This window comes from Nocardia sp. NBC_00565 (assembly GCF_036345915.1).
Taxonomy (GTDB): Bacteria; Actinomycetota; Actinomycetes; order Mycobacteriales; family Mycobacteriaceae; genus Nocardia.
This window is the reverse complement of record NZ_CP107785.1, coordinates 3,241,095-3,266,559: the sequence shown is the minus strand read 5'-3', so window position 1 is coordinate 3,266,559 and position 25,465 is coordinate 3,241,095. Positions and strand designations below refer to the sequence as shown.

Below are 25,465 nucleotides of genomic sequence, written 5' to 3'. Positions count from 1 at the left end.
TCGGTCATGTGCAAGAGGCGGTATCAGGCGGGGGCTCCGTCGAGCACTTCGACCCGTCCGGTGTCGAGGTTGTAGTAGGCGCCGACGACCGAAAGAGCGCCACGCTCCACCACCGGCGCGAGGTCGTTGTTGCGCCGTAGGTCTTGCGCGGTCAACTCGATCTGGATGCGGGTCATCGTCTCGACCGGGTCGTCGCCCGGTGAATCCATCCGCTCGTATGCCGGGCGCAATGCCTCCACGATCGACTGCAGATTGCCCGGCAGCGGGGTGCTCTCCTGCAGGGCCTTGTATGCCGCGGCGACCGCACCGCAGCGCTGGTGTCCGAGGACCATGATCAGCGGGGTGGCGCTGGTCATCGGGCCGTATTCGACGGAACCGATCACGACGGGACCCACCGCGAGCCCGCCGGTGCGCATCACGAACAAGTCGCCGAGCCCGGTATCGAACACCAGCTCCGGCGGGACGCGCGAGTCGATACACGACAGTACGACGCCATACGGCTGCTGATTCTGGGCCAGCAGCTCGCGTCGCTCGGGATCGCGGTCGGGGTGGTCCAGGTTGCCATCGATCCAGCGTTGGTTGCCTGCCATCAGCCTGTCGAAGGCGGCCTTCGAGGTCTGCGGCGGCGCCTGCGCGGTATGGACTTGCTTCGATGGCTGATCTCCCCCGCAACCCGCCAGCACCGCGGTTGTCGCGGTCAGGGCGCCGACAAGAACTGTTCGGCGATCGGGCACACCCATGTTGTCACCTCCGCACTCGGTGGATCTCCATCGGTTACGAGAACAGCGAAAACGGTGCTGAAGCAATTGCTGCAAGTATGCGCGCAGGTGAAATCCGACCGCCTTCCTGGAGTCGGCTATACCTCGTGCGAAGCCCTCTAGTAGGTGTGGGCCTGGTTCCGGTGGCCGGTGTTGTCGGGGTGCCTGCCGCGGAGGTAGCCGGCGAGGTGGGTGGTCAGGTCAGCGGCGTCGGCGTCGGCTCCGTCGATGTAGGTGGATCTGCGGCGGCGTAATACCGGCATTCCGGTGACGTAGAGGCCGGGCCAGTCGACCACGCCCCCGTTGTGGCGGAGTCTGCCCCGGGGGTCGAAGACGGGCAGTTCGAGCCAGGAATGGTCGGGTTCGACGCCGGTGGCCCATACGACCGATCGGATCTCTCCCGATGTCAGGTCGAGCAACAGTGGTGAGTCGGGGACGCGGGTGGGTTCGAGGCGTTCACCGTGTTCGCCTGTGTGCTCGTCGATGGTGTCGAGTAATCGGTTGAGTTTGAGGTCGGCGAGGGTGATGACGTTGCGCAGCGAGCCGGAGAACTGGGCGATGCCGTCACGGATGCCGGCCAGCTTGCCGACGAGCCGGATGCCTTGATCCTGCAGTGTGTTGAAGTCGATAGTGCGCCGGCCGCCGACGAGTTGGAAGGACGCGAGATTGCGGGCGCGGACGATGTCGTCGATCTGGTCCCATCGTTGGTCGAGGATGCCGGTGGCATCGAGCCACCACAGGATGTCGTGGTCGCGGTATCGGCGGGGTGCCCGCACGTGCTCGCCGGTGGCAAGGGTGACGGGGCGCCCGGAGCGATGGACCTCCTCGGCGATCTGGATGCCACTCGCGGCGGCCCCGACGACGAGTACGCCACCATCGGGGAGCCGGTCGGGGTTGCGGTAGTCGAGCGCGGCTATCGACTCGATGTCGTCGGGGAGGGCGGCGGCGAGCGCAGGGAGCGGGGAGGTGGTGATGCCCCCGGCGAGGACAACGGTGCGGGCCTGCCAGTCGCCTTGGTCGGTGGTGACCGTGAACCCGTCTTCGGCGGCCTGGACGGTGGTGACCGTGGTGTCGGTCTCGACGGGGGCCGAGGATGTCGTGGCGTAGGCGGTGATGAAGTCGGCCACTTCTGCGACGGTCAGGTAGCCGTCGGGGTCGTCACCTTCGTAGCTGTGGCCGGGTAGCCGGGTCATCCAGTTGGGGGTGAGCAGGCGAAGCGAGTCCCAGCGCTGGGTGCGCCAGGAGTGCGCCACCTGGCCTCGCTCGAGGACGATGTGGTCGATCGAGCGTTCGGTCAGGTGGCGGCTGATCGCCAGGCCGTTGTGCCCGGCCCCGACTACGACGGCGGCCGTGGCCGGCATCAGGAGGCGTTGACGTTGACGTTGACGTTCGTCGGATTGGTGAGGGCGTCGTACACCGCGGACCGCTTCTGCGACTGCGCGACGATCGCCTCGATGTCGGCCGGTGCGGCGTCGGCGTCGATCTGGTAGTCGACGGTGATGTTGGTGAAGCCGTTGCGGACGTTCGGGTCGGCGCCGAGGATGCCGTGCAGGTCGAAGTCGGCCTTGACGGTGGCCTGGACGGAATTGAGCTTGATCTGGCGCTGTTGGGCGACCGCGGCCACGCCTGCGGTCAGGCAGCTGCCCAGCGCGACCAGGACGTACTCGGCGGGGGTGATGCCGTGGTCCTCGGCGGCGAACTGGGGCGGGTGGTCGGCGTCGAAGGTGAACTTCTTGGTGTGCTGCTGCTCGGCGCCCAGTCCGTAGAAGGTTTCCACTTCGGTGCGGCTGTGGGTGCCCCGGACCCAGCTCACAGTCGAGCGCCATTCGAATTTGGCGATCTCGGGATTGTCGGCCAGCGCGGCGCGGGCGCCGAGCAGGTGTTCCACGTTGACGCCGTTGTCGACGGTGGGAGCGGTCATGGCGATGCCTCCTGATGTGTGTTTACGGGGTTGAGACGATCGGTGTGGTCATCGGACGGTCTTACGGGCGGTGATCTGGCCGGTGTCGAAGCCGAGCAGGTGCAGGCCGCCGTGGAAGCGGGCGTGCTCGATCTTCAGGCAGCGATCCATCACGACCGTGAGCCCGTTCGCCTCGGCGTCGTAGGCGGCACGCTCGTTCCATATTCCGAGCTGGATCCACAGCACCGGGGATGGTTTATCCGGGGAGGTCAGGGCGGTCACTTCGGCCACGACGCCGGGGATGTCGGCTACCTTGCGGAATACGTCGACGATGTCGGGAGTCTCGGGCAGGTCGGCGAGCGAGGTGTAAACCGGCTGCCCGAGGACGGTGCGACAGGCGGCGTTGGGATTGACGAAGTAGACGGTGTAATCGGTGGACTGCACCAGATAGGTGCCCACGAAATAGCTGGCACGGGCGGGGTTGGTGGAGAACCCGACGATCGCGATCGACCGTGCGCGCCGCAGGATGCGGAGACGTTCTTTGGCCGTGGGGCCGAACCAGGTGCGTTCGCTGTGCAGCAGCCGGGCGCGCGGAGAGTCGGTGGGCACGGCGGCCGTGAGGCCGTTGGCGAGCTGGGTGTTGACGACCGCGGCCGCACCGTTCTCACTGTTCATCACGCCTCCGTCGATTTCACCGCTGCGTGCAGGGCCTGATCGATGTCGTAGATGATGTCCTCGACGTCCTCGATCCCGACGCTGATCCGCACCAGTCCCGGTTCGACACCCGCCTGCGCCAGTTGCTGCTCGCTGAGCTGGGCGTGGGTGGTGGAGGCGGGGTGGATCACCAGGGTCTTCGTGTCACCGATATTGGCCAGGTGGCTGGCCAGGTCGACCGATTCGATGAACTCCCGGCCGGCCGCGCGGCCCCCCTTGATGCCGAAACTGAACACACTGCCCGGCCCCTGCGGCAGGTACTTGGCCGCTCGGTCATGGTGGGGATGGCTGGGCAGTCCGGCCCAGTTGACGAACTCGATCCGCGGGTCGGCCTCGAGCCACTGCGCGACGATGCGGGCGTTGTCGACATGATTCTGCATACGCAACGGCAGCGTCTCGACGCCCACCGCGAGCTGCCATGCCGACTGCGCAGACAGCGTGGGACCGATATTGCGGAGCTGCTCGGAGCGCAGCCGGGTGAGAAATGCGTACTCGCCGAAGTTGCCGTTCCAGGTCAAACCGCCGTAGTGCGGCACCGGCGCGTCGAACAGGGGAAACCGCGGATTACGCCAGTCGAACCTGCCTGATTCGACGACCACCCCGCCCAGGGTGGTGCCGTGACCGCCGAGGAATTTGGTGGCCGAATGGATCACGATGTCGGCGCCCCACTCGATGGGCCGGTTGAGGTAGGGCGTGGGAATGGTCGAGTCGATGACCAATGGAACTCCGGCGGCATGTGCCGCATCGGCGAGACCCTCGATATCCGCGATCTGCCCGGAGGGGTTTGCGACGGTCTCGGCGAAGACCAGCTTCGTCCGGTCGGTGATGGCCTCGGCGTATGCGGAGGGATCTGCGGAGGTGACGAACGTGGTTTCCACACCGAACTGGCGCAGCGTGAGATCGAGCTGGGTGAGTGACCCGCCGTAGAGTTGCGCGCTCGCCACGATGTGGTCGCCGGCCCCGGCCAGTGCGGCGAAGGTTATGAACTCCGCCCCCATCCCGGTTGCGGTAGCGACGGCGCCGAGCCCGCCTTCCAGGCTGGCGACCCGCTCCTCGAAACTGGCCACGGTCGGGTTCGACAGACGCGAGTACACGTTGCCGTACTTCTGCAATGCGAAGCGGGCGGCCGCGTCCGCGGTGTCGTCGAAGACGAACGCCGCGGACTGGTAGATCGGCAGTGCGCGGGCGCCGCTGACCGGGTCCGGGATATTGCCCGCATGGATCGCCCGGGTGCGGAAACCGTACTCGCGATCGACAATTGGCCGCACACCCGTCTCACTGTGGCGCGAAACCGTCGAACCCTCGGGTCCCGGGCTAGGCAAGGACGACCTCGAGCGGCACCGCGTTGCGTACCGTGTGTCCCACAGGCGAACTGGCCAGCACCTTCGCGTGCAACTGTTCGAGCTGCTCCGGGGAGGCGTCGGCGTCGATCGTCACGGTGGCGGTGATCGACTCGAAGCCTGCGTGCCCCTCGGCGAGCCCCAGGAAGACGTGCAGGTCGATATCGCCCTTCAGGTCGACGCGCAGGTCGTTGAGCTGGATACCGGCGATCGTGGCGTTCGCTGCGTACCCGACGGCCAGGCAGTTCCCGAGCGCCGCGAGGAGCTGCTCTACCGGATTCGGGGCACCGTCGGCTCCGCCGAGGGCAGCCGGCTCATCCGAAGGGACAGGAGCGAATGTGCGGATACTCGCCTCCGAGGCGAACGCACCCTTCCATGTCACGTGGGCCGCCCAGGTGGTTTGGGCCTTCACCGGGTCGGCCTGGATTGCCCCCACAAGGCCGCCGACAGCGTCGATGTTGACGTTGTTGAGAAATGCACTGGCATCGACAGTCACGGATTCTCCCTGGAAGAATGGAATTCCCCTGTGCCCCACCAGTTTTCCCGCCTCACCCAGCCGTGGACAGGGTTTCGCGCAAGGTGAGTTTTAAGGCTCGGCGGTCCGTGGCCATGCCGATGTCCTACGGCGCACGGTTCCATGAACCGTTCGGCCCGCACTCGCTATCCGGCCGTGTACAGCCGGTTCAGGCGCGGAGGGGGGACCCTCAACGGTCCAAGATCAGAACACCCGGAACTTGAAGAACCATCAAGCGCCCGTTCGCATTCCGAGCGGGCAATCGCTGCTCGAGCTACCGGCATTCAACGGCTACGGTTCCCTCCGGACGGATGCGGCGAGCCGGAGATTGGTGGCTTCCAACTGACGTGCGGTGCTCACCTCGAGGTCCTGGACCTGGCCCTGTGACAGGCGGCCGCACAGGCGACCCCAGTGCACAGCGACCTCATCCCCGACCGCGACGTCCGGCAGCGCGCTGTAGCCGTCGGCCCAGACATCCGCACGCTGTATCGACGGTGTGGAGAGCTCGAGCAGCTGTCCGTTCCACGCCAGGCTCCGACAGCGTAGGGCGACGCCCGTCTCGTCGTGGGAAACCACTGTCCCCCAATTGATTCGGCAATTATCGAGGACACTCACGGGGTGCTCGTCCATGCCACGGCCCAGCAGTCTGGACCACGGGTACACACCGAACACATGGAAACAATGGTTCGCGGCGGCCTCGGCGGCCAGCTCCGGTCTCAGGTGTGTCCAGTAGGAGCCCGCCACCGGACCGATCACCGCGAGCAGCTCGAACATGAACTCGTCGGAGTCGAGATGAGCGGCGACTCCGCCACCGAGCCAATACGATTCGACGAGTCGATGATCCAGGGGATCGTCGATCCCGGTCAGCCGGGACATCACCCGCAGGTAGGGCCACACACCGGAGAATCGGGCAGCGACCGCCCGTATTTCGGCACTGGAACCGTTGCGCAACGCCGCCGCCTCCGCAGGACCGCAGTAGCCGAGCCGGTTGGGCGCGTAGGTGTATCGCGCGAACATGTCGGTGCCAGGGGTGTCCATTACCCTTCCGGCTTCCCTGCCAGGCCGGACTGCCAGCGCTGCTCGACATCGCCGATGCGCCACACCGCGAAGGCCGCGATCCAGGTGAGCGAGAACAGTCCGACGATGATGAAGCCCATCGCACCGAGATCGAGGTTCCCGACCCAGGCCAGCGGACCCGTGGTGACATCGAGCTTGTCGGCGAGGATCGATATCACCTCTTGCGCACCGATCAGCAGGGCGACCGCCACCGACAGTCCCGTGACGACGATGTTGTAGTAGATCTTGCGGATCGGGCTGGCGAACGCCCAGCCGTAGGCATAGTTCATGAATGTCCCGTCCAACGCGTCGAACAGCGACATGCCCGCCGAAAAGAGCACGGGCAGAACAAGAATCGAGTACCACGGCAGATCTGTCGCCGCGGCGCCACCCGCGATCACCAGCAGGCTGACTTCGGTGACCGTGTCGAAGCCGAGGCCGAAGAGCAGCCCGACCGGATACATCTGCCACGGCTTGCGCACCGCACGCATCATCGGTGCGAAGAGCCGGTTCAGTGCGCCCCTGGATTCGAGTTGCGCTTCGAGCTGCGCCTCGTCGTAGCTGCCCTGGCGCATAGTGCGGAAGACGCGCCAGATCCCGACCAGCGACACCGCATTCAGGAGCCCGATCAGGATCAGGAAAGTGCCCGAGACGCCGGTGCCGAACACGCCGGTCCACTGTTGCAGCTCGGAGTTCTCGTTCTGGATATTGGCGGCGAGCGCTTTCACACCGAGCGCGAGCAGCGCCACGAGGACGAACACGATCGTGGAATGCCCGAGCGAGAACCAGAATCCGACCGACAGCGGCTGCTGCTTCTCGGCCACCAGCTTGCGAGTGGTGTTGTCGATCGCGGCAATGTGGTCGGCATCGAAGGCGTGGCGCATGCCGAGGGTATAGGCGGTGACGCCCAGCCCGACGCCGAATGCCGTGCCCTGCACCACATAGTTGTTCGGGACGACGAGGAAGAACAACGTCACCCAGCCGACGATGTGCAAGGTGACGACAGTGCAGACCATTCCGGCAATGCTGCCCCGTTGCCGCCGGTCCATTCCGATCCACGCACGCCGCAGCGCCCTCGGATAGTTGGTGATCGCAACGATGACGTGGACCTCGCTAACTCTCCAGCGGCGATCGCCGCCCCTCTCAACAAATCCGCGGCAGCTGCTCTCCGGCCGGCAGTGCGACCACCCGGGTTCCACCCAACGCCGTGCGGGCGACCACCATACCGGGATGCTCCGCGACACACACTCCGATCGCCTCCGCCCGCGCGCCGAGCGGATGGTCGCGCATTGCGGCCAGCACCCGATCGGCGTCCCCGGGTGCGACGAACGCGATCAGCTTGCCTTCGTTGGCGACGTACATCGGGTCCAGTCCGAGCAGGCCGCAAGCATCGCGCACCTCCGCGGGCACGGGAAGTTTCCGTTCGTCCAGTGAGACACCGACTTTCGCCACGCCCGCGATCTCGTTGAGCGTCGCCGCCACACCACCCCGAGTGGGGTCGCGCAGCACGTGCACATCCGCGCCGGTCGCCAGCATCGCGGCGACCAAACCGTTGAGGGGCGCGGTGTCACTGACCACAGTGGTCCCGAACTCGAGCCCTTCGCGACAGCTCATCACCGCAACCCCGTGCACGCCGATATCACCGCTGACGAGCACGACATCGCCCGGCGCGGCCCGCTGCGGCCGGATGTCGACGCCTTCGTCGACGATGCCGATCCCCGCGGTATTGATGAAGATTCCGTCCCCGTGCCCGGCATCGACCACCTTGGTGTCGCCGGTGACGAGCGTGACCCCGGCAGCGAGCGCCGCTGTGCCCAATGCCTTGGCGATGTGCGCGATATCGGCGAGCGCGGTGCCCTCCTCGAGGATGAACGCGGTCGAGAGCACCATCGGCCGCGCACCGGCCATCGCCAGGTCGTTGACGGTGCCGTTGACGGCGAGGTCGCCGATCGAACCGCCGGGAAACACCAGCGGCTTCACCACGAACGAATCCGTCGAGAAGGCCAACCGGGCGCCGCCGAGTGTGATCACCGCGGAGTCGCCCATGCCCGCTTCGGCGGCGGACCCGAAGGCAGGCAGGAAGAGATGCTCGATCAACTCGCCGGACATCGCGCCGCCGCCGCCGTGCCCCATCACGATGTTCGGCGAGTCCCGCAGGGGCATCGGGCACACCCAGTTCTCCATGTCGATCGTCGGAGCCGGCGAAGGCACTCCGAGGTGGTCAGGCATGAGCCACCTCCGCGGGTTGATCGAGGCGCCGGTAGAGGTAGTAGGCGGCGCACGCGCCCTCCGACGACACCATGGTGGCGCCCAACGGGTTTCGCGGCGTGCACTCCTTACCGAACGCGGCGCACTCGTGCGGTTTGATGAGGCCCTGCAGCACCTCGCCGGAGCGGCAGATCGACGATTCCGCGGTATGCAGGTCGCCCACCGAGAACCGCTGCTCGGCGTCGTAGTCGCGGTATCGCTCCGAGAGCCGCCACCCGCTCTGCGGTATCATCCCGATGCCACGCCAGGCACGGTCGGTGACCTCGAAGACATCGCGCAGCATCGTTTTCGCCGCGGTATTGCCCTGGGCCATCACCGCGCGAGGATATGCGTTCTCCAGCTCGTGTCTGCCTTCCTCGAGCTGAAGTACGGTGCGGCGGATGCCCTCCAGGATGTCCAGCGGCTCGAAGCCGGTGACAACCATCGGCACCCGATACTTCTCGGCGAGCGGCGGATATTCCTCGGTGCCCATCACGCTGCACACGTGCCCGGCCGCGAGGAACCCCTGTACCCGGCAGGTCGGTGACTCCATGATCGCGGCGATCGCGGGTGGCACCAGCACGTGCGAAACGAGCAGTGAGAAGTTCTCGATGCCGAGCCGTTTCGCCTGATAGACGGTCATCGCGTTGGCAGGCGCCGTTGTCTCGAATCCGATGCCGAAGAACACCACCTGGCGATCCGGGTTCTCCCTGGCGATATGCAGCGCGTCCAGCGGTGAATAGACCACTCGGACGTCACCACCCTCGCTTTTGACGTGGAACAGGTCCTTCTTGCTGCCGGGCACCCGCAGCATGTCGCCGAACGAGCAGAAGATCACACCAGGTCGCGCGGCGATCTCCAACGCCTTGTCGATCACTTCGAGTGGGGTCACGCAGACCGGGCAGCCCGGTCCGTGGATCATTTCGATCTGATCGGGAAGCAGTTGGTCGATACCGTGCCGAATGATCGAATGGGTTTGGCCACCACAGACTTCCATTATGGCCCAGCGTTGCGTGGTGGTACCGCGGATCTTGTCGAGTAGGTTCTTGGCCAGTTCCGGATTGCTGAACTCGTCGAGATATTTCATGGCGCCACCTCTGGGTCGTGTTGCGGTTTGGTTGGTTCGGCTCCTTCGGCCGTGGGATCGGCGAGGCCTGATTGTCTGGCGGCCAGCGCGAAACCGTCGCCGAATTCCTCGTTCAGCACGCCGAGGTGCTCGAATTCGGCCAAGGTCCGCAGCGCGGACTCCTCGTCGAGACGCTGGATGGCGAAGCCCACGTGAACGACCACGTAGTCACCGACAGCTGCGTCCGGAATGTATTGCAGGCACACATCTTTGTGCACGCCGCCGAAGTCGACGACCGACATCAGCGTGCCGTCGCGCTCCTGAAGGCTGAGCACCTTTCCTGGGACTGCCAGGCACATCGTTGGCTCTCCTTTCGCTCAGCCCGCGCCCGCGGCGAGTATCTGCCCGAACGCGAGACCGCCATCGTTCGGCGGCAGCCGACGATGACAGATGACGTGGAATCCGTTTTCCCGCAGCGAAGTTCGCGACTGCGACAACAACAAGGCGTTCTGGAAGACCCCGCCCGACAGGGCGACGGTCCTCGACTCACTCGGGTAGGCGAGCGCCAGTTCGAGGACAAGGCGCGTGACGGCCCGGTGGAATCGCGCGCCGATCACCGCGGCCGCGACGCCACGGATCGAGTCGGCGACCACGGCGGCGACGACCGGTGCCGGGTCGATCACGACGGGCTCGACGTCGTGATCCAGCGCGAACCGGTAGGTGTGCGGGTCCGCGGCATCGGGAGCGACGCTGCGGGCCAGACCTTCCAGCTCGATCGCGGCCTGCGCTTCATAATCGGCGATGTGCCGAACGCCGGCCAACGATGACACCGCGTCGAACAGCCGGCCCATGCTCGAGGTCGGCACACAGCCGAGGCCGGTCTCGAATTGATGAGACAGCACGCCTCTTTCGTTCACCGGGCAGGCCGCGACCGACGCGATGGACGGCGACCACTCGATGCCGGCCGCGCGCAGGTGCGCCAGCGCCATCCGGTACGGCCGCTGCACACTCACATCGCCACCGGCCAGCGGCACGTATTTCAGGTGCGCGAGTCGCCGGAAGCCCTTGTAGCCTGCGAGCAGCACCTCACCTCCCCAGACCGCCCCGTCGGGGCCGAACCCCGTCCCGTCGAAGGCGAAACCGACGACGGTCGCGGATTCACCGAGACCGTGCTCGCCCATTACCGCGGCGATGTGGGCATGGTGGTGCTGAACGGTCCTGACCGGCCGGTCACCGGCGTGCTGTTGTGCCCACGCGGTCGACCGGTAGAGCGGGTGCGCGTCGACCGCCAGCTGGATCGGGCGGACGCCGGTGAGGTCCTCCAGATGCTGTTCGGCAGCGCCGAACGCGCGCAGGGTCGCCAGGTCGTCCATATCCCCGATGTGCTGGCTGAGCCACGCGTAACGGCCGTCGGCCACCGCGCAGGTGTTCTTGAGGTCGCCGCCCACCGCCACGGTGGGCGGCACGGGGACCGGAAGCGCCAACGGCATCGGCGCGTAGCCACGCGAGCGCCGGATCGGCAGTTCGACCCCGTCGACCAGACGCACCACCGAGTCGTCACACGGCACGAGGATGCGACGGTTGTGCGAGAGCCAGCCGTCGGCGAGATCGGCGAGCCGGTCGCGCGCATCGGCGTCGTCGTAGCAGATCGGCTCGCCGCCGAGGTTGCCCGAGGTCATCACCAGCGCCTGCGGGCCGGGTGGATCGCCGGGCAGGCCGAATAGCAGTACGTGCAGCGGGGTGTAGGCGAGCATGACGCCGAGGTCGGGGTTGCGCGGCGCGACGGACTCGGCGAGCGCGCGGTCGCCGCGGGCCAGCAGCACGATCGGTTGTTGTGGACAAGTCAGTAGGGCGGCGCCGGTTTCGTCGACGTGGACGATCGAGCGCGCTGAGGCCAGGTCCGCAACCATGACGGCGAAAGGCTTGTCGCCGCGGCGCTTTCTGATGCGCAACTCGGCTACTGCGGCCTCGTTCCCGGCATCGCAGGCGAGGTGGTAGCCGCCGACGCCCTTCACCGCGAGGATCCCACCGGTACGGAGCAAATCCCTTGCGGCGGTCAACGGGTCGCTCGGGCGACCGTGCACGTTGTCCGAGATGATATGTGGCACGCGAACATTCGCGGTCCCGTGGAAGTAGTCGAGGGTCGGACCGCAGTCGAGGCACGCGATCGGCTGAGCGTGGAAACGCCGATCGGCCGGATCGGCGTACTCGTGGGCGCAGCGCTCGCACATGGCGAAATCGGCCATCGAGGTCTGTGCGCGGTCGTACGGCAGACCGGCGATGATGGTGAACCGTGGACCGCAATTGGTGCAGTTGATGAAGGGATGACGATAGCGGCGGTTGTGCGGATCACGCAGTTCGCGAGCGCAGTCCGCGCACATCGCGACATCGGGCGAGGTCAGGGTGCGCCCGCCGCCGTCACGGGTGGTGTCCGCGATGTGGAATCCGGTGCCACCGCGCACCGCGACAGCGATCTCGTGCACCGATTCGACTACCGCGAGCGGCGGCGGACGATATCGAACTCGGCGCGCGAACTCGTCCAGAGCCGCAGGCGCGCCTTCGACTTCGACGATCACACCGGAACTGTCGTTCGACACGGTGCCGGACAACGCCAGTTCGGCCGCTGTGGTGTAGACGAACGGACGGAAGCCGACGCCCTGCACCACACCGCGGACGATCAGCCGCCGCCGCGCCCGCACGCCGGTCATGATTCGCCACCGCTGCCGAGCAGGCGAAGTCCGTCCAATGCCTGCCCCGCACCTGCTTCGTCGGTCTTCTCGATCGCGAAGCCCATATGAATGATCACCCAGTCGCCGGGCTGCGCCGGATCATCCTCGAGCAGGCCGATATTCACCTTGCGCTTCTCGCCGGAGACGTCCACCAGTGCGATCTGATTGTGGTAGCCGTCGAGAATCTCGACGACTCGGCCCGGGATACCGAGGCACATCGTTCACACCTCCTGTCGAATGTTCAGCAGGTCCGCGACGACCCGATCGACGGTGTCCACCGCCACGTCCACCGCAGCGGCGACCGGCCCGGACAGGCCGATCCCCTCCGCAACGGACTCGACCTGGCAGCCGACGACGACCGTCGGCGGCACTGTCCCACCAAGGGCCCGCACACCGGCGAACACGGCATCCGGATTCATGGCATGGGCATCGAGTTGCGCCGCGCTCGTCACCTCGGACTCCGCGTGAAAGACAACCAGCGAACCCGGAGTGCCACGATTGGGCACGGCGTCGATCAGCACCAGTGCGTCCCACGGGTCGAGCAGGTCATAGGCGAGGTGCAGGCTGCGGATTCCGTAATCGACCACGCGCACAGCACTTTCGGGATGCTGCGGCAACCGCCGCACCACCTCCGGTCCGAATCCGTCGTCGCCGAGGAAGATATTGCCGATCCCGGCGACCAGCACCTTGGCCGTCAGCTCACTCCTTTCCCGCTGCGCTTCCGGTCGGCTACATGTGCCGAATCTTCAAATAGCGCTTGATATCCGATATCGACCGGACACCGAGGTACAGGCCGCCCACAACAATCAGCGCGACCACCCCCGTCGCGATCACTCCTACCGTTTCCATGGCGGACCTTCCTTTCCATTCTCCGGGCTGCTGAGTGGTTCGATTTCCTCCGGTGCGAAATACAGGTAGCGGCCGTACCATTCGTGCAGGTCGGCGGCGGGGTCGTCCTCGATGACAACCCCGATATGGGCCTGACCGTCGACGTCTTCGTGCACCGAGGTGACGCGCGCGCGCCTGCCGTCGAAGAACAGATCCTGGGCGTCCGCGCGTCGCGACGGATGCAGCCGGACCAGGCTGCCTCGGCTCACCCGAACCCCCTGAACCGAGACCGCGTCGGATTCCGGCGCAACGGCGTTGTCCGCCAAAGGATCCCACCAGTCGATGCCCTCGGGGATTTCTGGTATCAGCCGCGGTGGCATCGAGCCCGATTCGAAGTCCAATGGACCGGGATCCGGTTGCCCGAAGTATGGGTTACGCAGCACACCGTGCAGTAACTGCATCGCCTCCGGCGTCATGCCGTCACAGCGATCGATGATCTGTGCCGCACGCGCATCGGTGGCGCGGGCCTGCGCTTTCTCCTCGTCGGTCATCGTCATCACGCGCAACGTGAGGATCTCGTCGATCTCGGTGGAATCGAACAGTGGCCCCTCGCTCTGCTCGGCGATCTCGGGGTGGTCGTAGAGAATAATCGGGGAGATCAACATCAGGCTGTCGTCATCGGGAGGCCCCGCCAGCACCGGGAAGCAGCGATGCTGGCGGCAGTGTGCCACGGCATCGATCGCGTCCGACGGCGGATCGAGCAGCGAAATGAACTGTGCGCCATCGGCTTGTGCAATGACATGAGCGCCGATCAGTGATCGCGCGATGGCGTCGTCCTTGTCGGTCGCGGCCGGGCCGACATTACCGACCTCGACCGTGAGGCGCAGGTAGCCCGCGTCGCGCTGCACCGACATCGCCAGTCGGCCTTCCACCGGCAGACGGGTGCGCACCAATCGGCCCGCGGCGGCGCCCTCGGCGTCGGCGATTTCCTCTACATCGAAGCCACCGGAGATGTGGACCGGCTGTGTCATATCGGCGACCGGAAGTGGGCCGAAGGTCAGTTCACGCTCGACGGCCTCGTCCCATGTGATCCAGGACCGTGCGCCGACCACGAGTTCGTCGACCGAGTTGCCATCGGCGTCCTCGGCGATGCGGTGTTGCAATTGCAGAAAACGGACGGTCAGCGTGATCGACGCCCCATCACCCGCGGTGAGCACGCATTGCGCCGACAGGCTCGCCTCCTCGCCGAGGCCCGCCTGCGCCGCGCCCTCGGGCCCGAGCACACCGAACTGCCAACGGGACTGGTTCTTACGCGAGTTCGCCCGATACGGGTAGAGCAGATAGCCCTCGTAGAGCACAGCATCGGCGACCGCACGGGCCCGCGCTGCGCCGGGAGATATGGCGGCGCTCATGGGATCTCCTCGTTCGAGGAAGCCAGCAGGTGTGTGACCGCGTCGTCGAAGCCGAGCATGCCGTGGCCGGACTTATACGCGGCCAGCGCGTCGAGGGTGTCCTTGCTCAAGCGCACCCAGCCGGAGTTCGGAAAGTGCGCGGCCACGAGGTCGTGCCAGACCGACACCGGCATATCGAACTTGTCTTCGCGGTCCCATGGGATCTGCTGGATCGCGAAACCGGTCTGGCCCTTGATGAAAACGGTGCCACTGAACAGGAAGATCAACGGCACGGTCCCGCCGCGCAGCGCGTGCAGATACTTGGACCCGGTCACCTCGAAGTCGTAGGTGCACGGCATCGGCAGGTCCACCTCGGTGCCGCCGTTGAACCCGGGAATCATGGTGGTGCAATGCATCCAGAGAAACGACCGCTGCGTGTCCTGCCACCGCTCACGTGGACCGAACAGATCGACAAGGCCTGCGCTCTCCTCGTCGGTATAGGCACGCCGGTACGGCTCGATGCGCACCTGCGCGCGCAGTGCGATCGCGTGCACCGGGTCCTCGCCCAGCGAGGCGATGCCGATGCGCGCGGACAGGGTCGGTGCCACCGCGTAGGGCTCCGGCTTCATCTCGAGGACGGCGAAGGTCGTCGAGTAGACGGGGCTCATCGCGCGCCACCTGGCCGGGCACGGGCCGACATCTCGGTGAAGAATTCGTCCATATAGCGGCGAACATCCTGGCCGCCGTCGAAACCGCGCCACAGCATCCGCATCCGGCCGACGAATTCGTAGCACGCATCGATCGGCAGCAGCAGGCATACGGCGTCGGTGGTGCCGCGCTCGGGCACGCGAATCAGTAATGCTTCGACATCGGCGGCGAGCACGTCGAGTTCCGGATGTCGCTCCAGCACCGAGCGCCACTGTTCCAGCGGCAGTTCCGATTCCGTCGCTCCGGCCGGACCCGGATAGAACGCGACGGTCTTGCCGAGCGCGGAATTGCGGAAGAAGAATGCCAGGCCGACCGGGATCTCTAGCCCGTCCCACTCACCCTGGCTGATGGTGAAGTCGGGGAAGAACAGATAGCGGTCGGGCACCGCCCGGTACCGCAGCGCGGCGTTGCGATCTGTGAACAGCAGGTAGCAGCCTCGGCAGACGCACATCAATTGTCTGCCTTCGATATCCACCACGTGCTGATGGACATCGGCGATCGGTTCGGCGCACATTTCACACCGCTCGCCCGCCCGCACTGCCGGTCTCCGATCGGCGGTGATGCGCTGCAGTACATGGAACGGTGTCGTCACCCGCGCACCCCCACCGGCACCGCCACCGACAACTCACCGGAGCGTACCAGCACGGGCAGCGGATCGAGGTGCCCGTCACCGTCGACTCGGGCACCGGCGTGCACGACATCGAAATGGGCAAGGCAGGTCGGGCACCGCAGCACCGCGTCGCCGACCGGGAACCCGACCCGGCGCTGTAATGCCGCGCCCGCCAGCGATTTCCCACACGCCGGACAATGGTCCCGATAGGCGAGCAGGCCGTCACCGACCCGGCAGGCCAAGATCGGCAGCCCGCCGACGGCGAACCCACCGACCTCGCCCGGCTGCAACTGCGCAAGCTCTGGCACGGCGATCCAACTGCCCGACTGCGATTCGTGCGCGTGCACCCGGGCGAACAACGAGTCGGCCGAGATCAGACTCGACGCCGACTCCTGTTGCGCGGCAACGACTTCGATGCTTTCGATCTCCGGTGCGGCCGCACGCACCGCGTCCTGCACCGCCAGCTCGAGCGTGACCGACGACGACGGGCAGGTGCGGCAGCTGCCCGCGAATTCGAGCCGCACCACCCCGTCGGTGACACCGAGCAACTCCACATCCCCACCGTGCGACCCGAGGTAGGGCCGCACACTGTCCAACGCGGTCAGCACTCGCGTGTGCAGGTCGTGCGGATGCAGGCCGTGCACGAGGAGCAGGCTGGCCACCAGATCGTCACGCGCCAGCCGATCGACGGCGGGGCCGTCGACGAGCTGCAATACGCGGGCCAACGCGGCGCCGTACAGATCCGCGACCTCACGCACCAATTGCTCGGCGCGTTCGCGCGCCGTCGTGCCGCCGACGGCGCTGGCTTCGAGCAGGGCTTCGATGCGCTCGCCCGCATCTCGCCAGCGACCCGATTCCGCCTGCTCTGGTTCGTACGCCGCAGCGGCGTGCTGTTGCCCCGGGCGATCGTCCACTGTCGTCTCCTGTCGCGTCGCCCGGTTCGGCTCACTCAGCGGTGAGCGTTTGTGTCGGGGAGTGCAGCTTCTCCAGCGTCTTTCCGTTGCCGAGATACATGTGCACACCGCACGGCAGGCACGGATCGAAACTGCGCACGGTACGCATGATGTCGATGCCCTTGAAATGCTCCCGATCGTTCTCCTCGAAGATCGGTTGCCCCTGCACCGCATCCTCATAGGGGCCGGGCGTGCCGAAGCTGTCACGGGGGTTGGCGTTCCACGGCGTCGGCGGATACGGGTGGTAGTTCGCGATCTTGCCGTCCCGGATGACCATGTGGTGCGACAGCACACCACGCACAGCCTCGGTGAAGCCGCAGCCGATACTCTCGTCGGGCACCTCGAACTTCTCCCAGGTCTTGGTGCGGCCCGCGCGAATCTCCACCAAAGCCTGCTCGGCGAAGTGCAGCGCGCTCGCCGCCGCGTAGGCCTGGAAGTAGGTGCGGGCGCGGTTGCGTTCGATGGTGTTGCTGCCGTAGGCGGGGATCTTCCATTCGAAGGTCACCGGGCCTTTGAGCGCGGTCTTCGGCAGGTTGATCTGGACGCTGTGCCCCGTCGACTTCACATAGCCGTTGTCGACAAGGCCGGCCAGCGCCGTCACCCACAGCCGGGCCAGCGGCCCGCCGCCGGTGTCGAGCGCGAGATGTTCGGTGCCGTTGAACCAACGAGGTGACATCACCCAGCTGTACTTGTCGTCCATATCGCGCTTCTGCGGCTTGGGATTGGTGTGCTGGTTCCACGGGTGGCGACGATCGATCGGATTACCGAGCGGGTCGGTGTTCACGAACATCTCCTGATCGGTCCAGTCGTCGTAATACGAACTGCCCAAGAGGATTCGGATGCCGAGGTTGATGTCGATCAAGGAGGTGGTGATCAGCTTGCCGTCGACCACGATGCCCGGGCTGACGAACATCTTGCGGCCCCACGCCTCCATGTCCTTGTAGTCGAAGTTGCACACCTCGGGATCCTGGAACGAACCCCAGCAGCCGAGCAGCGTGCGACGCAGGCCCACCTGGTCGTAGCCGGGCAGTGCCTCGTAGAAGAAGTCGAACAGATCGTCGTGCATCGGCACGACCTTCTTCATGAACTCGACGTAGCGCATCAGCCGAGACATGTAGTCGGTCATCAGCTGAATCGTCGCGACCGTGCCGACACCGCCGGGATACAGCGTCGACGGATGCACGTGCCTGCCCTCCATAAGGCAGAACATCTCGCGGGTGTAGCGGCTGACCTGAAGCGCCTCGCGATAGAAATCGCCGGTGAACGGGTTGAGGGCCCGCATGATATCGGCGATGGTCCGATAACCGTGTTCGCCGGAATGTGGTGACAGTGTCGTCTCCGCCACCGCCAGCACGCCGGGATTGGTTTCGGCGACCATCTTTTCGCAGAAGTCCACGCCGACGAGGTTCTCCTGGAAAATATTGTGATCGAACATGTACTCGGCGGCCTCGCCGAGATTGACGATCCACTCGCCGAGGTTCGGCGGCTTCACTCCGTACGCCATATTCTGGCAATAGCAGGAGCAGGTGGCGTGATTGTCGCCGCAGATTCCGCAGATGCGGCTGGTGATGAAGTGCGCGTCACGAGGATCCTTGCCGCGCATGAAGATCGAGTATCCGCGGAAGATGGACGAGGTGCTGTGACACTCGACCACCTCACGATTCTCGAAATCTATTTTGGTGTAGATGCCTAGGCTGCCGACGATTCGGGTGATCGGATCCCACGCCATTTCGACGAGACTGTCGGGATCGATCTTTCGGTGCGACGGCTCCGGGATAATCTGTGTCATCGAAGATTCTCCTACCAGGTGCGCGACGCGCCGGATTCCAGCTTCTGCCCCTTGTGTCGCCAGCGGGGTTCTTTGTCGAGTGTGTTGCCGGTGATGTGACGCAAGCTGCGAATCACCGACCCGTAGAGCCCTGATGCGGTGGAGGAGAGCTTCCCGCCTGGTGGCTCGTCCATGAACGGCATGAACTTGTCGGGGAAACCGGGCATGGTGCAGCCGATGCAGATGCCACCCACGTTCGGGCAGCCGCCGACGCCGTTGATCCAACCGCGTTTGGGTACATTACATTTGACTACCGGGCCCCAACATCCCAGTTTCACAATGCATTTCGGCGAACCGTACTCCGTGGCGAAGTCGCCCTGCTCGTAGTAGCCCGCCCGGTCACAGCCCTCGTGCACAGTGGCGCCGAACAGCCATTTCGGGCGCAACGCTTCGTCGAGCGGGATCATCGGCGCCTGGCCGGTCGCCATGTAGAGCAGGTACGTCAGTGTCTCCGACAGGTTGTCCGGCTGGATCGGGCAACCGGGAACGCAGACGATCGGGATATCCGCCTTGCTCTTCCAGTCCCAGCCGAGATAGTCCGGCACGCCCATGGCGCCCGTCGGGTTGCCTGCCATCGCGTGGATGCCGCCGTAGGTGGCACAGGTGCCGACCGCGACAACAGCGGTCGCCTTGGGTGTGAGGCGGTCGAGCCATTCACTGGTCGTCATCGGCTGACCGGTGGCGGGGTTATTGCCGAACCCGCACCAATAGCCTTCTTCGTGCAGTCGCTCGTTCGGTATCGAACCTTCCACGACCAGCACGAACGGTTCCAATTCGCCGCGATCCGCTTTGAAGAACCATTCGAGGAAGTCATCGGCACCACCGGTCGGGCCGCATTCGAAATCGATGAGCGGCCAATGGACCGCGATCTTCGGCAAGCCGGGGAGTGCCCCTAGTGCGATTTCTTCGATACTCGGCTGAGTGGCCGCAGTCAGAGCCACCGAGTCACCGTCACAACCGAGGCCGGCATTGATCCACAAGACATGGATCAACGTTTCTTCGGCACGGACTGCTTCCTGAGTTGGCACAAAAGCCACCTTCCGGAGTCCGGACACCTGGTGACGGTCTCGCCCAATTTGAAGAACGTCACCTGCATGTGACCCTGATCACACGAGTTTAGGCTTGCCCGACAACATGATCAAGACTGGCAGACGCGACGGCGCCACGCTCCTTCGCAAGCCAGTGATACCAATGCGCCATGCCGTCGCCGGTGGTCACCGACATCGGCAGTATCTCGACGCCGGGGTTGATCGAGCGGGCGTATTCGCGGAATTCGTCCACGTCGAAGTCGACATAGGGCAGCAGATCGGTCTTATTGACAATGACGAGCCCCGCGGCCGCGAACATGTGTGGGTACTTCAGTGGTTTGTCGGTCCCCTCGGTCACCGAGATGATCACGACCTTGCTGCGTTCCCCCAGATCGAACAGCGCGGGGCAGACCAGGTTGCCGACATTTTCGATGAACAACACGGTGCCCGGTGCGGGCGCCAAGGCATCGCACGCGTGGCGCAGCATGTCGGCGTCCAGGTGACAACCGGCGCCGGTGTTGATCTGCACCACGGCGCAGCCGGTCGCCTTGATCCGCTCGGCATCCAACAGCGTCTCCTGGTCGCCCTCGATGACGGCGATCGGCACATCACCCAGCTCGCTGATGGTGCGCTCGAGCAGCGTTGTCTTGCCCGCGCCCGGCGAGCTGGTCATGTTGAACGCCACGATATTCCGTTGTTCGAGCCATTCGCGATTGTGGTTTGCCAACAGGTCGTTCTTCGCCAGGATCTTCTGCTCGAGGGTGATCGTCTCGGTCACCGGCAGGTGCACATGATCGGCGCCGTGATCATGTGCGTGACCGTCGCCGTGCTCGTGATCGTGACCGTCGGCGTGATCGTGCGGGACCGTGATCACGGCTGCTGTGTCGTTACCACATCCACAGGTTGCGCACATACTTCGCTCACTTCCATCGACCGGATTCGAAGTTCCCGCCCGGAAATCACATCGACGTCGGCGCTGCCGCAGTGACACAAGACAATCAGGTCGGTCAGCGTGAAGTCCGCGCCGCAGGACCGGCAGATCGCCCGGCCCGGTACTTGCTCGATCTCGAGCCGCGCCCCCTCCGCGACCGTGCCTTCGGCCGCGAGCTCGAAGCAGAACTGCATCGCGTCCGGAACCACCGCACAGAGCGCGCCGACCGCAACGGTGACGCTGTGCACCGTTCGACCCGCCGCGTGCCCACACACGGCGTCGATGACACTCTGGGTAATCGCCATTTCGTGCACGACAACCTCGGCTCGGGGGAGGAAGAGCGGACCGCTAACGTTACTCCTGCACGTCAGCCGCCTCCAGGCGTTCACGGTTCGGTGTCCCGTTGCCGGGTTCGGAAACGTGCCTGCGCTGGCGTCGATGATGTTGGCGGTGATCCAGACTACTGTGCCGAGGACGTCGGCGGCCGGCAGCCGCACGTCTCCCCGAGATCGAGCTGGACTTCGATGGCCACGGGGCTCCCGCCGGCGTCGGCAGCGCTGTGTGTACACGGGCGCATCGACGTGGCCTCTGTTGTTGTGCACCCAGACGATAGGAATCCGGTTCTTGGGCACAGAGTTTCGCGGTCGCGGCACCGTTGGCGCCGCCCACGACGATCAAGCCGTCGATGCCCGAGTCGGCGAAGGCGCCGACGAATTCGAGCTCACGCTCCGGGTCGTATCCGGTGTTGCCGATCAGCGTCAGATGGTCGCGCAGCCGCGCCTCGACCTCGATATGCCCGCCGAACTACGACTCCCTGCTCGTGACGAGCTTCCTGCCGCACGTCGGCTAGCGCGCGTCAAGCCACAATCTGGCGGTGGAATTGCCCCAGGTCGCGGATCGCGGCTCGGGCGTCGGCGAGCAGATCCGAGCCGGCGTGGTGGACGTGCGGCGCGCGGTCCCAGATCTGCAGCCGTACCGGGACGTTCGCTTGGACGCAGCGCCGGGTGAGCATCTCGGCGTCCGGCAGCAGGCATTCGGTGGAGCCGACCTGGATCAGGACCGGTGGTAGACCGGTGAAGTCGTGGTTGACCGGCGACCATGTCGGGTCGAGTTGGCCGTCGCGGGCAAGGCCTCGCCGCACGATTATGTCCAGAACCCGGGTGGGTATGTAGGAATCGCGGTGCCGATTCGGGTGGGCGTTGCGGGTTGTCGAGTCGAAGTCCGCCCATGGTGAGATCGCGGAGATGCCGCCGGGCATCGGCAACCCACGTTCCCGGGTTGCCAGCGCCAGCCGGAAGGCGAGGCCGCCGCCGGCCGAGTCGCCGGATACGATGATCCGCTCGGGTTGGAATCCCTGCTCGAGCAGGTATTCATACGAATCGACGGCGTCATCGAGAGTCTCGGTGAAATGCGCGCTGGGTAACTGTCGATAGTCGACATTCAACGCGGGCATCCAGCTGGCACGTCCGATCTTGGCGACCAGGCGCCGATGAGTATTCAGGCCGCCACTGATGTACCCGCCGCCGTGGAAGTACAGCAGTGCCGAATCTTGTCGTCGCCGCGGGTCGGCCAGATTGTTGTTCCATAACCATTCGGCGCGGAAGGTTCCCAACTGAACCGTCCTGCGTTCGGTGCCGTTCGGAGGCACGAGCGCGACAGCCGGTAGATCGATGAGACGGCCGAGCCGGAACACTTGCTCGAGCGGGCGGTAGCCGCCTATCCGCCCCAGACTTGCCAACCCGAGCCCGACTGTGCCGCGCAAGAGCGGATGGGCGATTCGGGTTCCGATACTTGCCGGGTTGGATCGTTCCACGATCGGTGACGATGCTTCGGGGTGCGGTTCGGGTTGCGCAATGGCTGTCACGACCATTGTCTTCGTCAGGCCCTACTCGGGCGTGGCGGAATGAGTGTGGTCCAGAAGTCGTGGCGCACCGCGTCCCACAGCTTCGTCAGTCCCGGATGTAGTTCTCGTGCTTGCGCGAGATCCGGACAAGCGGTGGGGGTGAAGGATAGAACCGGCGAGGCGTCGGACGCGTTCTGCACGGCAACGATCGAGATCAGGTGATTCTGAATCAATCGCCACGTCACGCGCAGTCCATCGACTTCGGTTCGACACACGTCATTCATCTGCGACCCCCCGTTGTCGTGTGCATAGTTCGTGCCTTTGGCGACCCTCATCGATTGGGCGCGCTCGGTGAGATGTCAAGATCGACCTCCTGCTCACAACTGATTGCATGAGCCTCACAGATCCGGCACCTGCGTACATGGGTAAAAACACCCACTCGGGCACCCATATCCGCAGCTCGTGCACATTGAGCCCGCATTCGGACGCACCTATGGACGGCACTCGACGGCGCCGGCCGCCACGGGACCGACATGGTGCGAGCGGACCGAGTCCGCCTCCGCGGGTACCAACTGCATCCCGCGCGCTCGAGGCGACCAGGTAGCAATCACCTCCGGGACGACCTTCGCAAACCGGGCCCTCATAGAGCTCCTGGCACGGCTAGATTGGGTCTCATGGGGCGAAGCAAGCCCACTCGCGTGGTCGGTAACCTGCCGTTCGCGGTGACCAGTTTCGTCGGACGGCAACGGGAGATCCGCGAGGTCCGGGAGCTGCTCGCCACGGCACGGTTGGTCACGCTCACCGGTGTAGGCGGTGTCGGAAAGACTCGGCTCGCCAGCGAGGCCGCGGCCGCTTCCGGCCGGTCGTTTCCGGACGGGGCGTGGCTGGTAGACCTGTCCGGCATCAACGATGCCGATCTCGTGGCGCAGGCGGTACTGACCAGCCTGGCAATTGTGGACGTATCGAACCGGACCGTCGAGGAGCAGCTCATCGAGCACCTCGCCGATATGCAGACGTTGGTCGTGCTGGACAACTGCGAACACCTGGTGGATGTGTGCGGAGAGCTGTGCTGCCTGCTGCTGAGATCCTGCGCCGGGCTACGGATTCTGGCCACCAGTCGCGAGTTGCTCGGCGTTGCGGGCGAGCACGTGTACACGGTCCCACCGCTGTCGATGCCCAACCCACACGATCCGGTCAGGCTCGAGGTGCTGGCTGCCTACGACGCGCCGACCATGCTGGTGGAGCGAGCCCGGGCGGTGCGCCCGGGGTTGACCCTGACCGAACGCGATGTGGATGTGGTGGTGCAGGTGTGCGAGCGTCTGGACGGGATTCCGCTCGCCATCGAGCTTGCCGCGTCCCGGCTGCGGTCGCTATCGCTGCCTGCGGTCCTGGACCGACTCGAGGACCGGTTTGCGCTGTTGGCCGGCGGTATGCGGGCCGCTGCGCCGCGGCAGCGGACGCTGCGGGCCCTGATCGACTGGAGCTATGAGCTGTGCCAGCCGGCTGAACGGCTGCTGTGGGCGCGGCTGTCGGTGTTCGCCGGCGGATTCACCCTCGCTGCGGCCGAGGGCGTGTGCGCTGGTCCCGACCTGCCGCGTGAGCGCATTCTGGACCTGATCGACCATCTGGTCGCGCAGTCGATCCTGGCGCTCGCACCGACCGGCGGCCCGCCGCGGTATCGGATGCTGGAAACGATCCGTGAATACGGGTGGCATCGGCTGACCGAGCGGGACGAAACCGACGCCCTGCGCAAGCGGCATTGTGACCACTACCTCGCACACGCCGAGCGGATCGCCGAAGAATGGAACGGACCCGGCCAAGCGGCTGGTCTGGCCGAGTTGCGCGCCGAGCGCGACAATCTCCAAGCGGCACTGGACTGGGCGACGAGCACACCGACTGGCTCCCGCGAGGCGCTGGCGCTGGTCACCGCCCTGCGCTATCACTGGTGCGCCGACGGGTTCCTCGGTGAGGGACGGCGGTGGATCGATAAGGCGCTGCGTGTTGCCGGCCAAACCTGCCCGGAGCGGATCGCCGCGCTGTGGGTGGCGGGATGGGTGCGGCTGCTGCAGGGCGACCTCGAAGCAGCCACTGCAGCCCTCGACGAATGCGCGACGGGTGCGGCGGCGGTGGGCGACCGCCACGCGCTGGGCTGGGTGTGCTGTCTGCGCGGCACAGCGGAGTTGTTCCCCGGGCATCTCGCATCGGCCACCGCGGCCTTCGAACAGGCCGTCGAGGACTACTCGGACGACGAAGACGTTGTCCGCATGACCTTGTTCCAGCTCGCCATGACACAAGTGCACGCCGGTGACAGCCGCGCGGGTGCGACGGCCCGCCGTGGCATCGAGTTGGCCGACCAGCGGGGCGAGCGGTGGACCAAATCGTGTTCACTCTGGGCTCTCGGCTATGACCAGTACGTCCGTGGCGAATGCGACAAGGCGGCCGAGTCGACTCGCGCCGCACTGGAGATCCAGCGCGAATTCAATGATCATGTGGGCGCGGCGCTGATGATGGAGTCGCTGGCCTGGATCGCCGCCGCTGGCGGCGAATACCGTCAGGCGGCGCGGCTGCTGGGAGCGGTCGGATCGGTGTGGCGGCGAATCGGCACCTCGATCGCGGCGTTCGGACCGCATCTGGGAGCACAGCACTCGGCCTGCGAGCACACCCTGACTCGGTCGCTGCCACAGGCAGTGCAGCGCGCGGAAAGAACGCGCGGCGCGGCGCTGGACCACACCCAGGCAATCATGTACGCACTCGACCCCAGCCAGACCGCCCAGGAGCCGGACGAGCAAGGGGACATTATGCTCACGGCCCGCGAGCGGCAGGTAGCCGAGCTCGTCGCACAAGGTCTCAGCAATCGGCAGATTGCCCAACGGCTCGTGGTGTCGCCGCGCACCGTCGACCGTCACCTGGAAAACATCCTCTGCAAACTCGGCTACTCGTCGCGGGCGCAGATAGCGGCTTGGACCGCGCGTTTGCAGACACTGCGATAGTGCTGGGCTCGACGGCGACTACCACCGGGAG

At 65.7% G+C, this 25,465-nt stretch carries 26 protein-coding genes; 1 reads left to right on the top strand and 25 read right to left on the bottom strand.

Annotation, left to right across the window (positions count from 1 at the left end):
- Positions 1 to 23 precede the first annotated feature (23 nt).
- From OG874_RS15675 to OG874_RS15560, 25 genes are all read right to left on the bottom strand, one after another.
- The gene (locus OG874_RS15675) at positions 24 to 740 is read right to left on the bottom strand and encodes a carbonic anhydrase (RefSeq protein WP_330255873.1); all 717 of its coding nucleotides are present in this window, start codon (positions 738 to 740) and stop codon (positions 24 to 26) included.
- A 137-nt stretch (positions 741 to 877) separates the two neighbouring features.
- Positions 878 to 2,119, bottom strand: coding sequence for an NAD(P)-binding domain-containing protein (locus OG874_RS15670; protein ID WP_330255872.1), 1,242 nt, complete (start codon positions 2,117 to 2,119; stop codon positions 878 to 880).
- Positions 2,119 to 2,679 (bottom strand): OsmC family protein, encoded by a 561-nt coding sequence (locus OG874_RS15665; protein ID WP_330255871.1) that lies wholly within the window; start codon positions 2,677 to 2,679, stop codon positions 2,119 to 2,121. The genes OG874_RS15670 and OG874_RS15665 overlap by 1 nt, the downstream gene beginning before the upstream one ends.
- A gap of 48 nt (positions 2,680 to 2,727) precedes the next feature.
- A complete protein-coding gene (locus OG874_RS15660) occupies positions 2,728 to 3,333 on the bottom strand; it encodes a CoA-binding protein (RefSeq protein ID WP_330255870.1) in 606 nt (201 codons plus the stop codon).
- Entirely contained in the window at positions 3,333 to 4,640 is a 1,308-nt protein-coding gene (locus tag OG874_RS15655; RefSeq protein ID WP_442943349.1) for an O-acetylhomoserine aminocarboxypropyltransferase/cysteine synthase family protein, read from the bottom strand. Before OG874_RS15655 ends, OG874_RS15660 begins: the two co-directional genes overlap by 1 nt.
- Positions 4,641 to 4,686: 46 nt before the next feature.
- Positions 4,687 to 5,208, bottom strand: coding sequence for an OsmC family protein (locus OG874_RS15650; protein WP_330255869.1), 522 nt, complete (start codon positions 5,206 to 5,208; stop codon positions 4,687 to 4,689).
- Between the two features lie 309 nt (positions 5,209 to 5,517).
- Complete coding sequence (locus OG874_RS15645) at positions 5,518 to 6,264, bottom strand: DUF6390 family protein (RefSeq protein WP_330255868.1); 747 nt, start codon at positions 6,262 to 6,264, stop codon at positions 5,518 to 5,520.
- On the bottom strand, positions 6,264 to 7,331 hold the full coding sequence (locus tag OG874_RS15640; RefSeq protein WP_330255867.1) for a HoxN/HupN/NixA family nickel/cobalt transporter: 1,068 nt from the start codon (positions 7,329 to 7,331) through the stop codon (positions 6,264 to 6,266). Before OG874_RS15640 ends, OG874_RS15645 begins: the two co-directional genes overlap by 1 nt.
- A gap of 94 nt (positions 7,332 to 7,425) precedes the next feature.
- Positions 7,426 to 8,511, bottom strand: a complete 1,086-nt coding sequence (gene hypE / locus OG874_RS15635; protein ID WP_330255866.1) for a hydrogenase expression/formation protein HypE — start codon at positions 8,509 to 8,511, stop codon at positions 7,426 to 7,428.
- Positions 8,504 to 9,616: a hydrogenase formation protein HypD gene (gene hypD / locus OG874_RS15630; protein ID WP_330255865.1), complete on the bottom strand. Its 1,113-nt coding sequence runs from the start codon at positions 9,614 to 9,616 to the stop codon at positions 8,504 to 8,506. Before hypD ends, hypE begins: the two co-directional genes overlap by 8 nt.
- Positions 9,613 to 9,954, bottom strand: a complete 342-nt coding sequence (locus OG874_RS15625) for a HypC/HybG/HupF family hydrogenase formation chaperone (RefSeq protein WP_330255864.1) — start codon at positions 9,952 to 9,954, stop codon at positions 9,613 to 9,615. The genes hypD and OG874_RS15625 overlap by 4 nt, the downstream gene beginning before the upstream one ends.
- An 18-nt stretch (positions 9,955 to 9,972) precedes the next feature.
- Positions 9,973 to 12,303 carry a carbamoyltransferase HypF gene (gene hypF, locus OG874_RS15620; RefSeq protein WP_330255863.1) on the bottom strand — a complete coding sequence of 777 codons (2,331 nt, stop codon included), beginning with the start codon at positions 12,301 to 12,303 and terminating at the stop codon, positions 9,973 to 9,975.
- Positions 12,300 to 12,542 carry a HypC/HybG/HupF family hydrogenase formation chaperone gene (locus OG874_RS15615; RefSeq protein WP_330255862.1) on the bottom strand — a complete coding sequence of 81 codons (243 nt, stop codon included), beginning with the start codon at positions 12,540 to 12,542 and terminating at the stop codon, positions 12,300 to 12,302. The genes hypF and OG874_RS15615 overlap by 4 nt, the downstream gene beginning before the upstream one ends.
- A gap of 3 nt (positions 12,543 to 12,545) precedes the next feature.
- Positions 12,546 to 13,022 carry a hydrogenase maturation protease gene (locus OG874_RS15610; RefSeq protein ID WP_330257303.1) on the bottom strand — a complete coding sequence of 159 codons (477 nt, stop codon included), beginning with the start codon at positions 13,020 to 13,022 and terminating at the stop codon, positions 12,546 to 12,548.
- Between the two features lie 31 nt (positions 13,023 to 13,053).
- Positions 13,054 to 13,173: a DUF6893 family small protein gene (locus OG874_RS44730; protein ID WP_442943348.1), complete on the bottom strand. Its 120-nt coding sequence runs from the start codon at positions 13,171 to 13,173 to the stop codon at positions 13,054 to 13,056.
- Positions 13,161 to 14,552 (bottom strand): hypothetical protein, encoded by a 1,392-nt coding sequence (locus OG874_RS15605; protein ID WP_442943406.1) that lies wholly within the window; start codon positions 14,550 to 14,552, stop codon positions 13,161 to 13,163. Before OG874_RS15605 ends, OG874_RS44730 begins: the two co-directional genes overlap by 13 nt.
- A gap of 8 nt (positions 14,553 to 14,560) precedes the next feature.
- Positions 14,561 to 15,211, bottom strand: coding sequence for a DUF6084 family protein (locus tag OG874_RS15600; RefSeq protein ID WP_330255860.1), 651 nt, complete (start codon positions 15,209 to 15,211; stop codon positions 14,561 to 14,563).
- Complete coding sequence (locus OG874_RS15595) at positions 15,208 to 15,843, bottom strand: DUF5947 family protein (RefSeq protein WP_330255859.1); 636 nt, start codon at positions 15,841 to 15,843, stop codon at positions 15,208 to 15,210. The genes OG874_RS15600 and OG874_RS15595 overlap by 4 nt, the downstream gene beginning before the upstream one ends.
- Entirely contained in the window at positions 15,840 to 16,685 is an 846-nt protein-coding gene (locus tag OG874_RS15590; protein ID WP_330257302.1) for a NifU family protein, read from the bottom strand. Before OG874_RS15590 ends, OG874_RS15595 begins: the two co-directional genes overlap by 4 nt.
- A 121-nt stretch (positions 16,686 to 16,806) precedes the next feature.
- Positions 16,807 to 18,603, bottom strand: coding sequence for a nickel-dependent hydrogenase large subunit (locus tag OG874_RS15585; RefSeq protein WP_330255858.1), 1,797 nt, complete (start codon positions 18,601 to 18,603; stop codon positions 16,807 to 16,809).
- A gap of 11 nt (positions 18,604 to 18,614) precedes the next feature.
- Entirely contained in the window at positions 18,615 to 19,670 is a 1,056-nt protein-coding gene (locus tag OG874_RS15580; RefSeq protein ID WP_330255857.1) for a hydrogenase expression protein HypE, read from the bottom strand.
- An 88-nt stretch (positions 19,671 to 19,758) separates the two neighbouring features.
- The gene (gene hypB, locus OG874_RS15575; protein ID WP_330255856.1) at positions 19,759 to 20,583 is read right to left on the bottom strand and encodes a hydrogenase nickel incorporation protein HypB; all 825 of its coding nucleotides are present in this window, start codon (positions 20,581 to 20,583) and stop codon (positions 19,759 to 19,761) included.
- Entirely contained in the window at positions 20,541 to 20,915 is a 375-nt protein-coding gene (locus OG874_RS15570; RefSeq protein WP_330257301.1) for a hydrogenase maturation nickel metallochaperone HypA/HybF, read from the bottom strand. The genes hypB and OG874_RS15570 overlap by 43 nt, the downstream gene beginning before the upstream one ends.
- Positions 20,916 to 21,457: 542 nt before the next feature.
- Complete coding sequence (locus tag OG874_RS15565) at positions 21,458 to 22,414, bottom strand: alpha/beta hydrolase (RefSeq protein WP_330255855.1); 957 nt, start codon at positions 22,412 to 22,414, stop codon at positions 21,458 to 21,460.
- 65 nt (positions 22,415 to 22,479) lie between these two features.
- Positions 22,480 to 22,689, bottom strand: a complete 210-nt coding sequence (locus tag OG874_RS15560) for a hypothetical protein (protein WP_330255854.1) — start codon at positions 22,687 to 22,689, stop codon at positions 22,480 to 22,482.
- 429 nt (positions 22,690 to 23,118) lie between these two features.
- Between OG874_RS15560 and OG874_RS15555 the strand changes: the two genes are divergently transcribed.
- Positions 23,119 to 25,434, top strand: coding sequence for an ATP-binding protein (locus OG874_RS15555; RefSeq protein WP_330255853.1), 2,316 nt, complete (start codon positions 23,119 to 23,121; stop codon positions 25,432 to 25,434).
- The last annotated feature ends 31 nt before the right edge of the window (positions 25,435 to 25,465 follow it).

Excerpts from the sequence above, each read along its gene's own strand:
- OG874_RS15600 (WP_330255860.1), bottom strand. The coding sequence starts at position 15,211 with ATGAGCCCCGTCTACTCGACGACCTTCGCCGTCCTCGAGATGAAGCCG.
- OG874_RS15640 (WP_330255867.1), bottom strand. The coding sequence starts at position 7,331 with ATGGACCGGCGGCAACGGGGCAGCATTGCCGGAATGGTCTGCACTGTC.
- OG874_RS15665 (WP_330255871.1), bottom strand. The coding sequence starts at position 2,679 with ATGACCGCTCCCACCGTCGACAACGGCGTCAACGTGGAACACCTGCTC.
- OG874_RS15585 (WP_330255858.1), bottom strand. The coding sequence starts at position 18,603 with ATGACACAGATTATCCCGGAGCCGTCGCACCGAAAGATCGATCCCGAC.
- OG874_RS15675 (WP_330255873.1), bottom strand. The coding sequence starts at position 740 with ATGGGTGTGCCCGATCGCCGAACAGTTCTTGTCGGCGCCCTGACCGCG.
- hypF (WP_330255863.1), bottom strand. The coding sequence starts at position 12,303 with ATGACCGGCGTGCGGGCGCGGCGGCGGCTGATCGTCCGCGGTGTGGTG.
- OG874_RS15555 (WP_330255853.1), top strand. The coding sequence starts at position 23,119 with ATGGGGCGAAGCAAGCCCACTCGCGTGGTCGGTAACCTGCCGTTCGCG.
- OG874_RS15645 (WP_330255868.1), bottom strand. The coding sequence starts at position 6,264 with ATGGACACCCCTGGCACCGACATGTTCGCGCGATACACCTACGCGCCC.
- hypE (WP_330255866.1), bottom strand. The coding sequence starts at position 8,511 with ATGCCTGACCACCTCGGAGTGCCTTCGCCGGCTCCGACGATCGACATG.
- hypB (WP_330255856.1), bottom strand. The coding sequence starts at position 20,583 with ATGTGCGCAACCTGTGGATGTGGTAACGACACAGCAGCCGTGATCACG.
- hypD (WP_330255865.1), bottom strand. The coding sequence starts at position 9,616 with ATGAAATATCTCGACGAGTTCAGCAATCCGGAACTGGCCAAGAACCTA.
- OG874_RS15615 (WP_330255862.1), bottom strand. The coding sequence starts at position 12,542 with ATGTGCCTCGGTATCCCGGGCCGAGTCGTCGAGATTCTCGACGGCTAC.
- OG874_RS44730 (WP_442943348.1), bottom strand. The coding sequence starts at position 13,173 with ATGGAAACGGTAGGAGTGATCGCGACGGGGGTGGTCGCGCTGATTGTT.
- OG874_RS15660 (WP_330255870.1), bottom strand. The coding sequence starts at position 3,333 with ATGAACAGTGAGAACGGTGCGGCCGCGGTCGTCAACACCCAGCTCGCC.
- OG874_RS15625 (WP_330255864.1), bottom strand. The coding sequence starts at position 9,954 with ATGTGCCTGGCAGTCCCAGGAAAGGTGCTCAGCCTTCAGGAGCGCGAC.
- OG874_RS15670 (WP_330255872.1), bottom strand. The coding sequence starts at position 2,119 with ATGCCGGCCACGGCCGCCGTCGTAGTCGGGGCCGGGCACAACGGCCTG.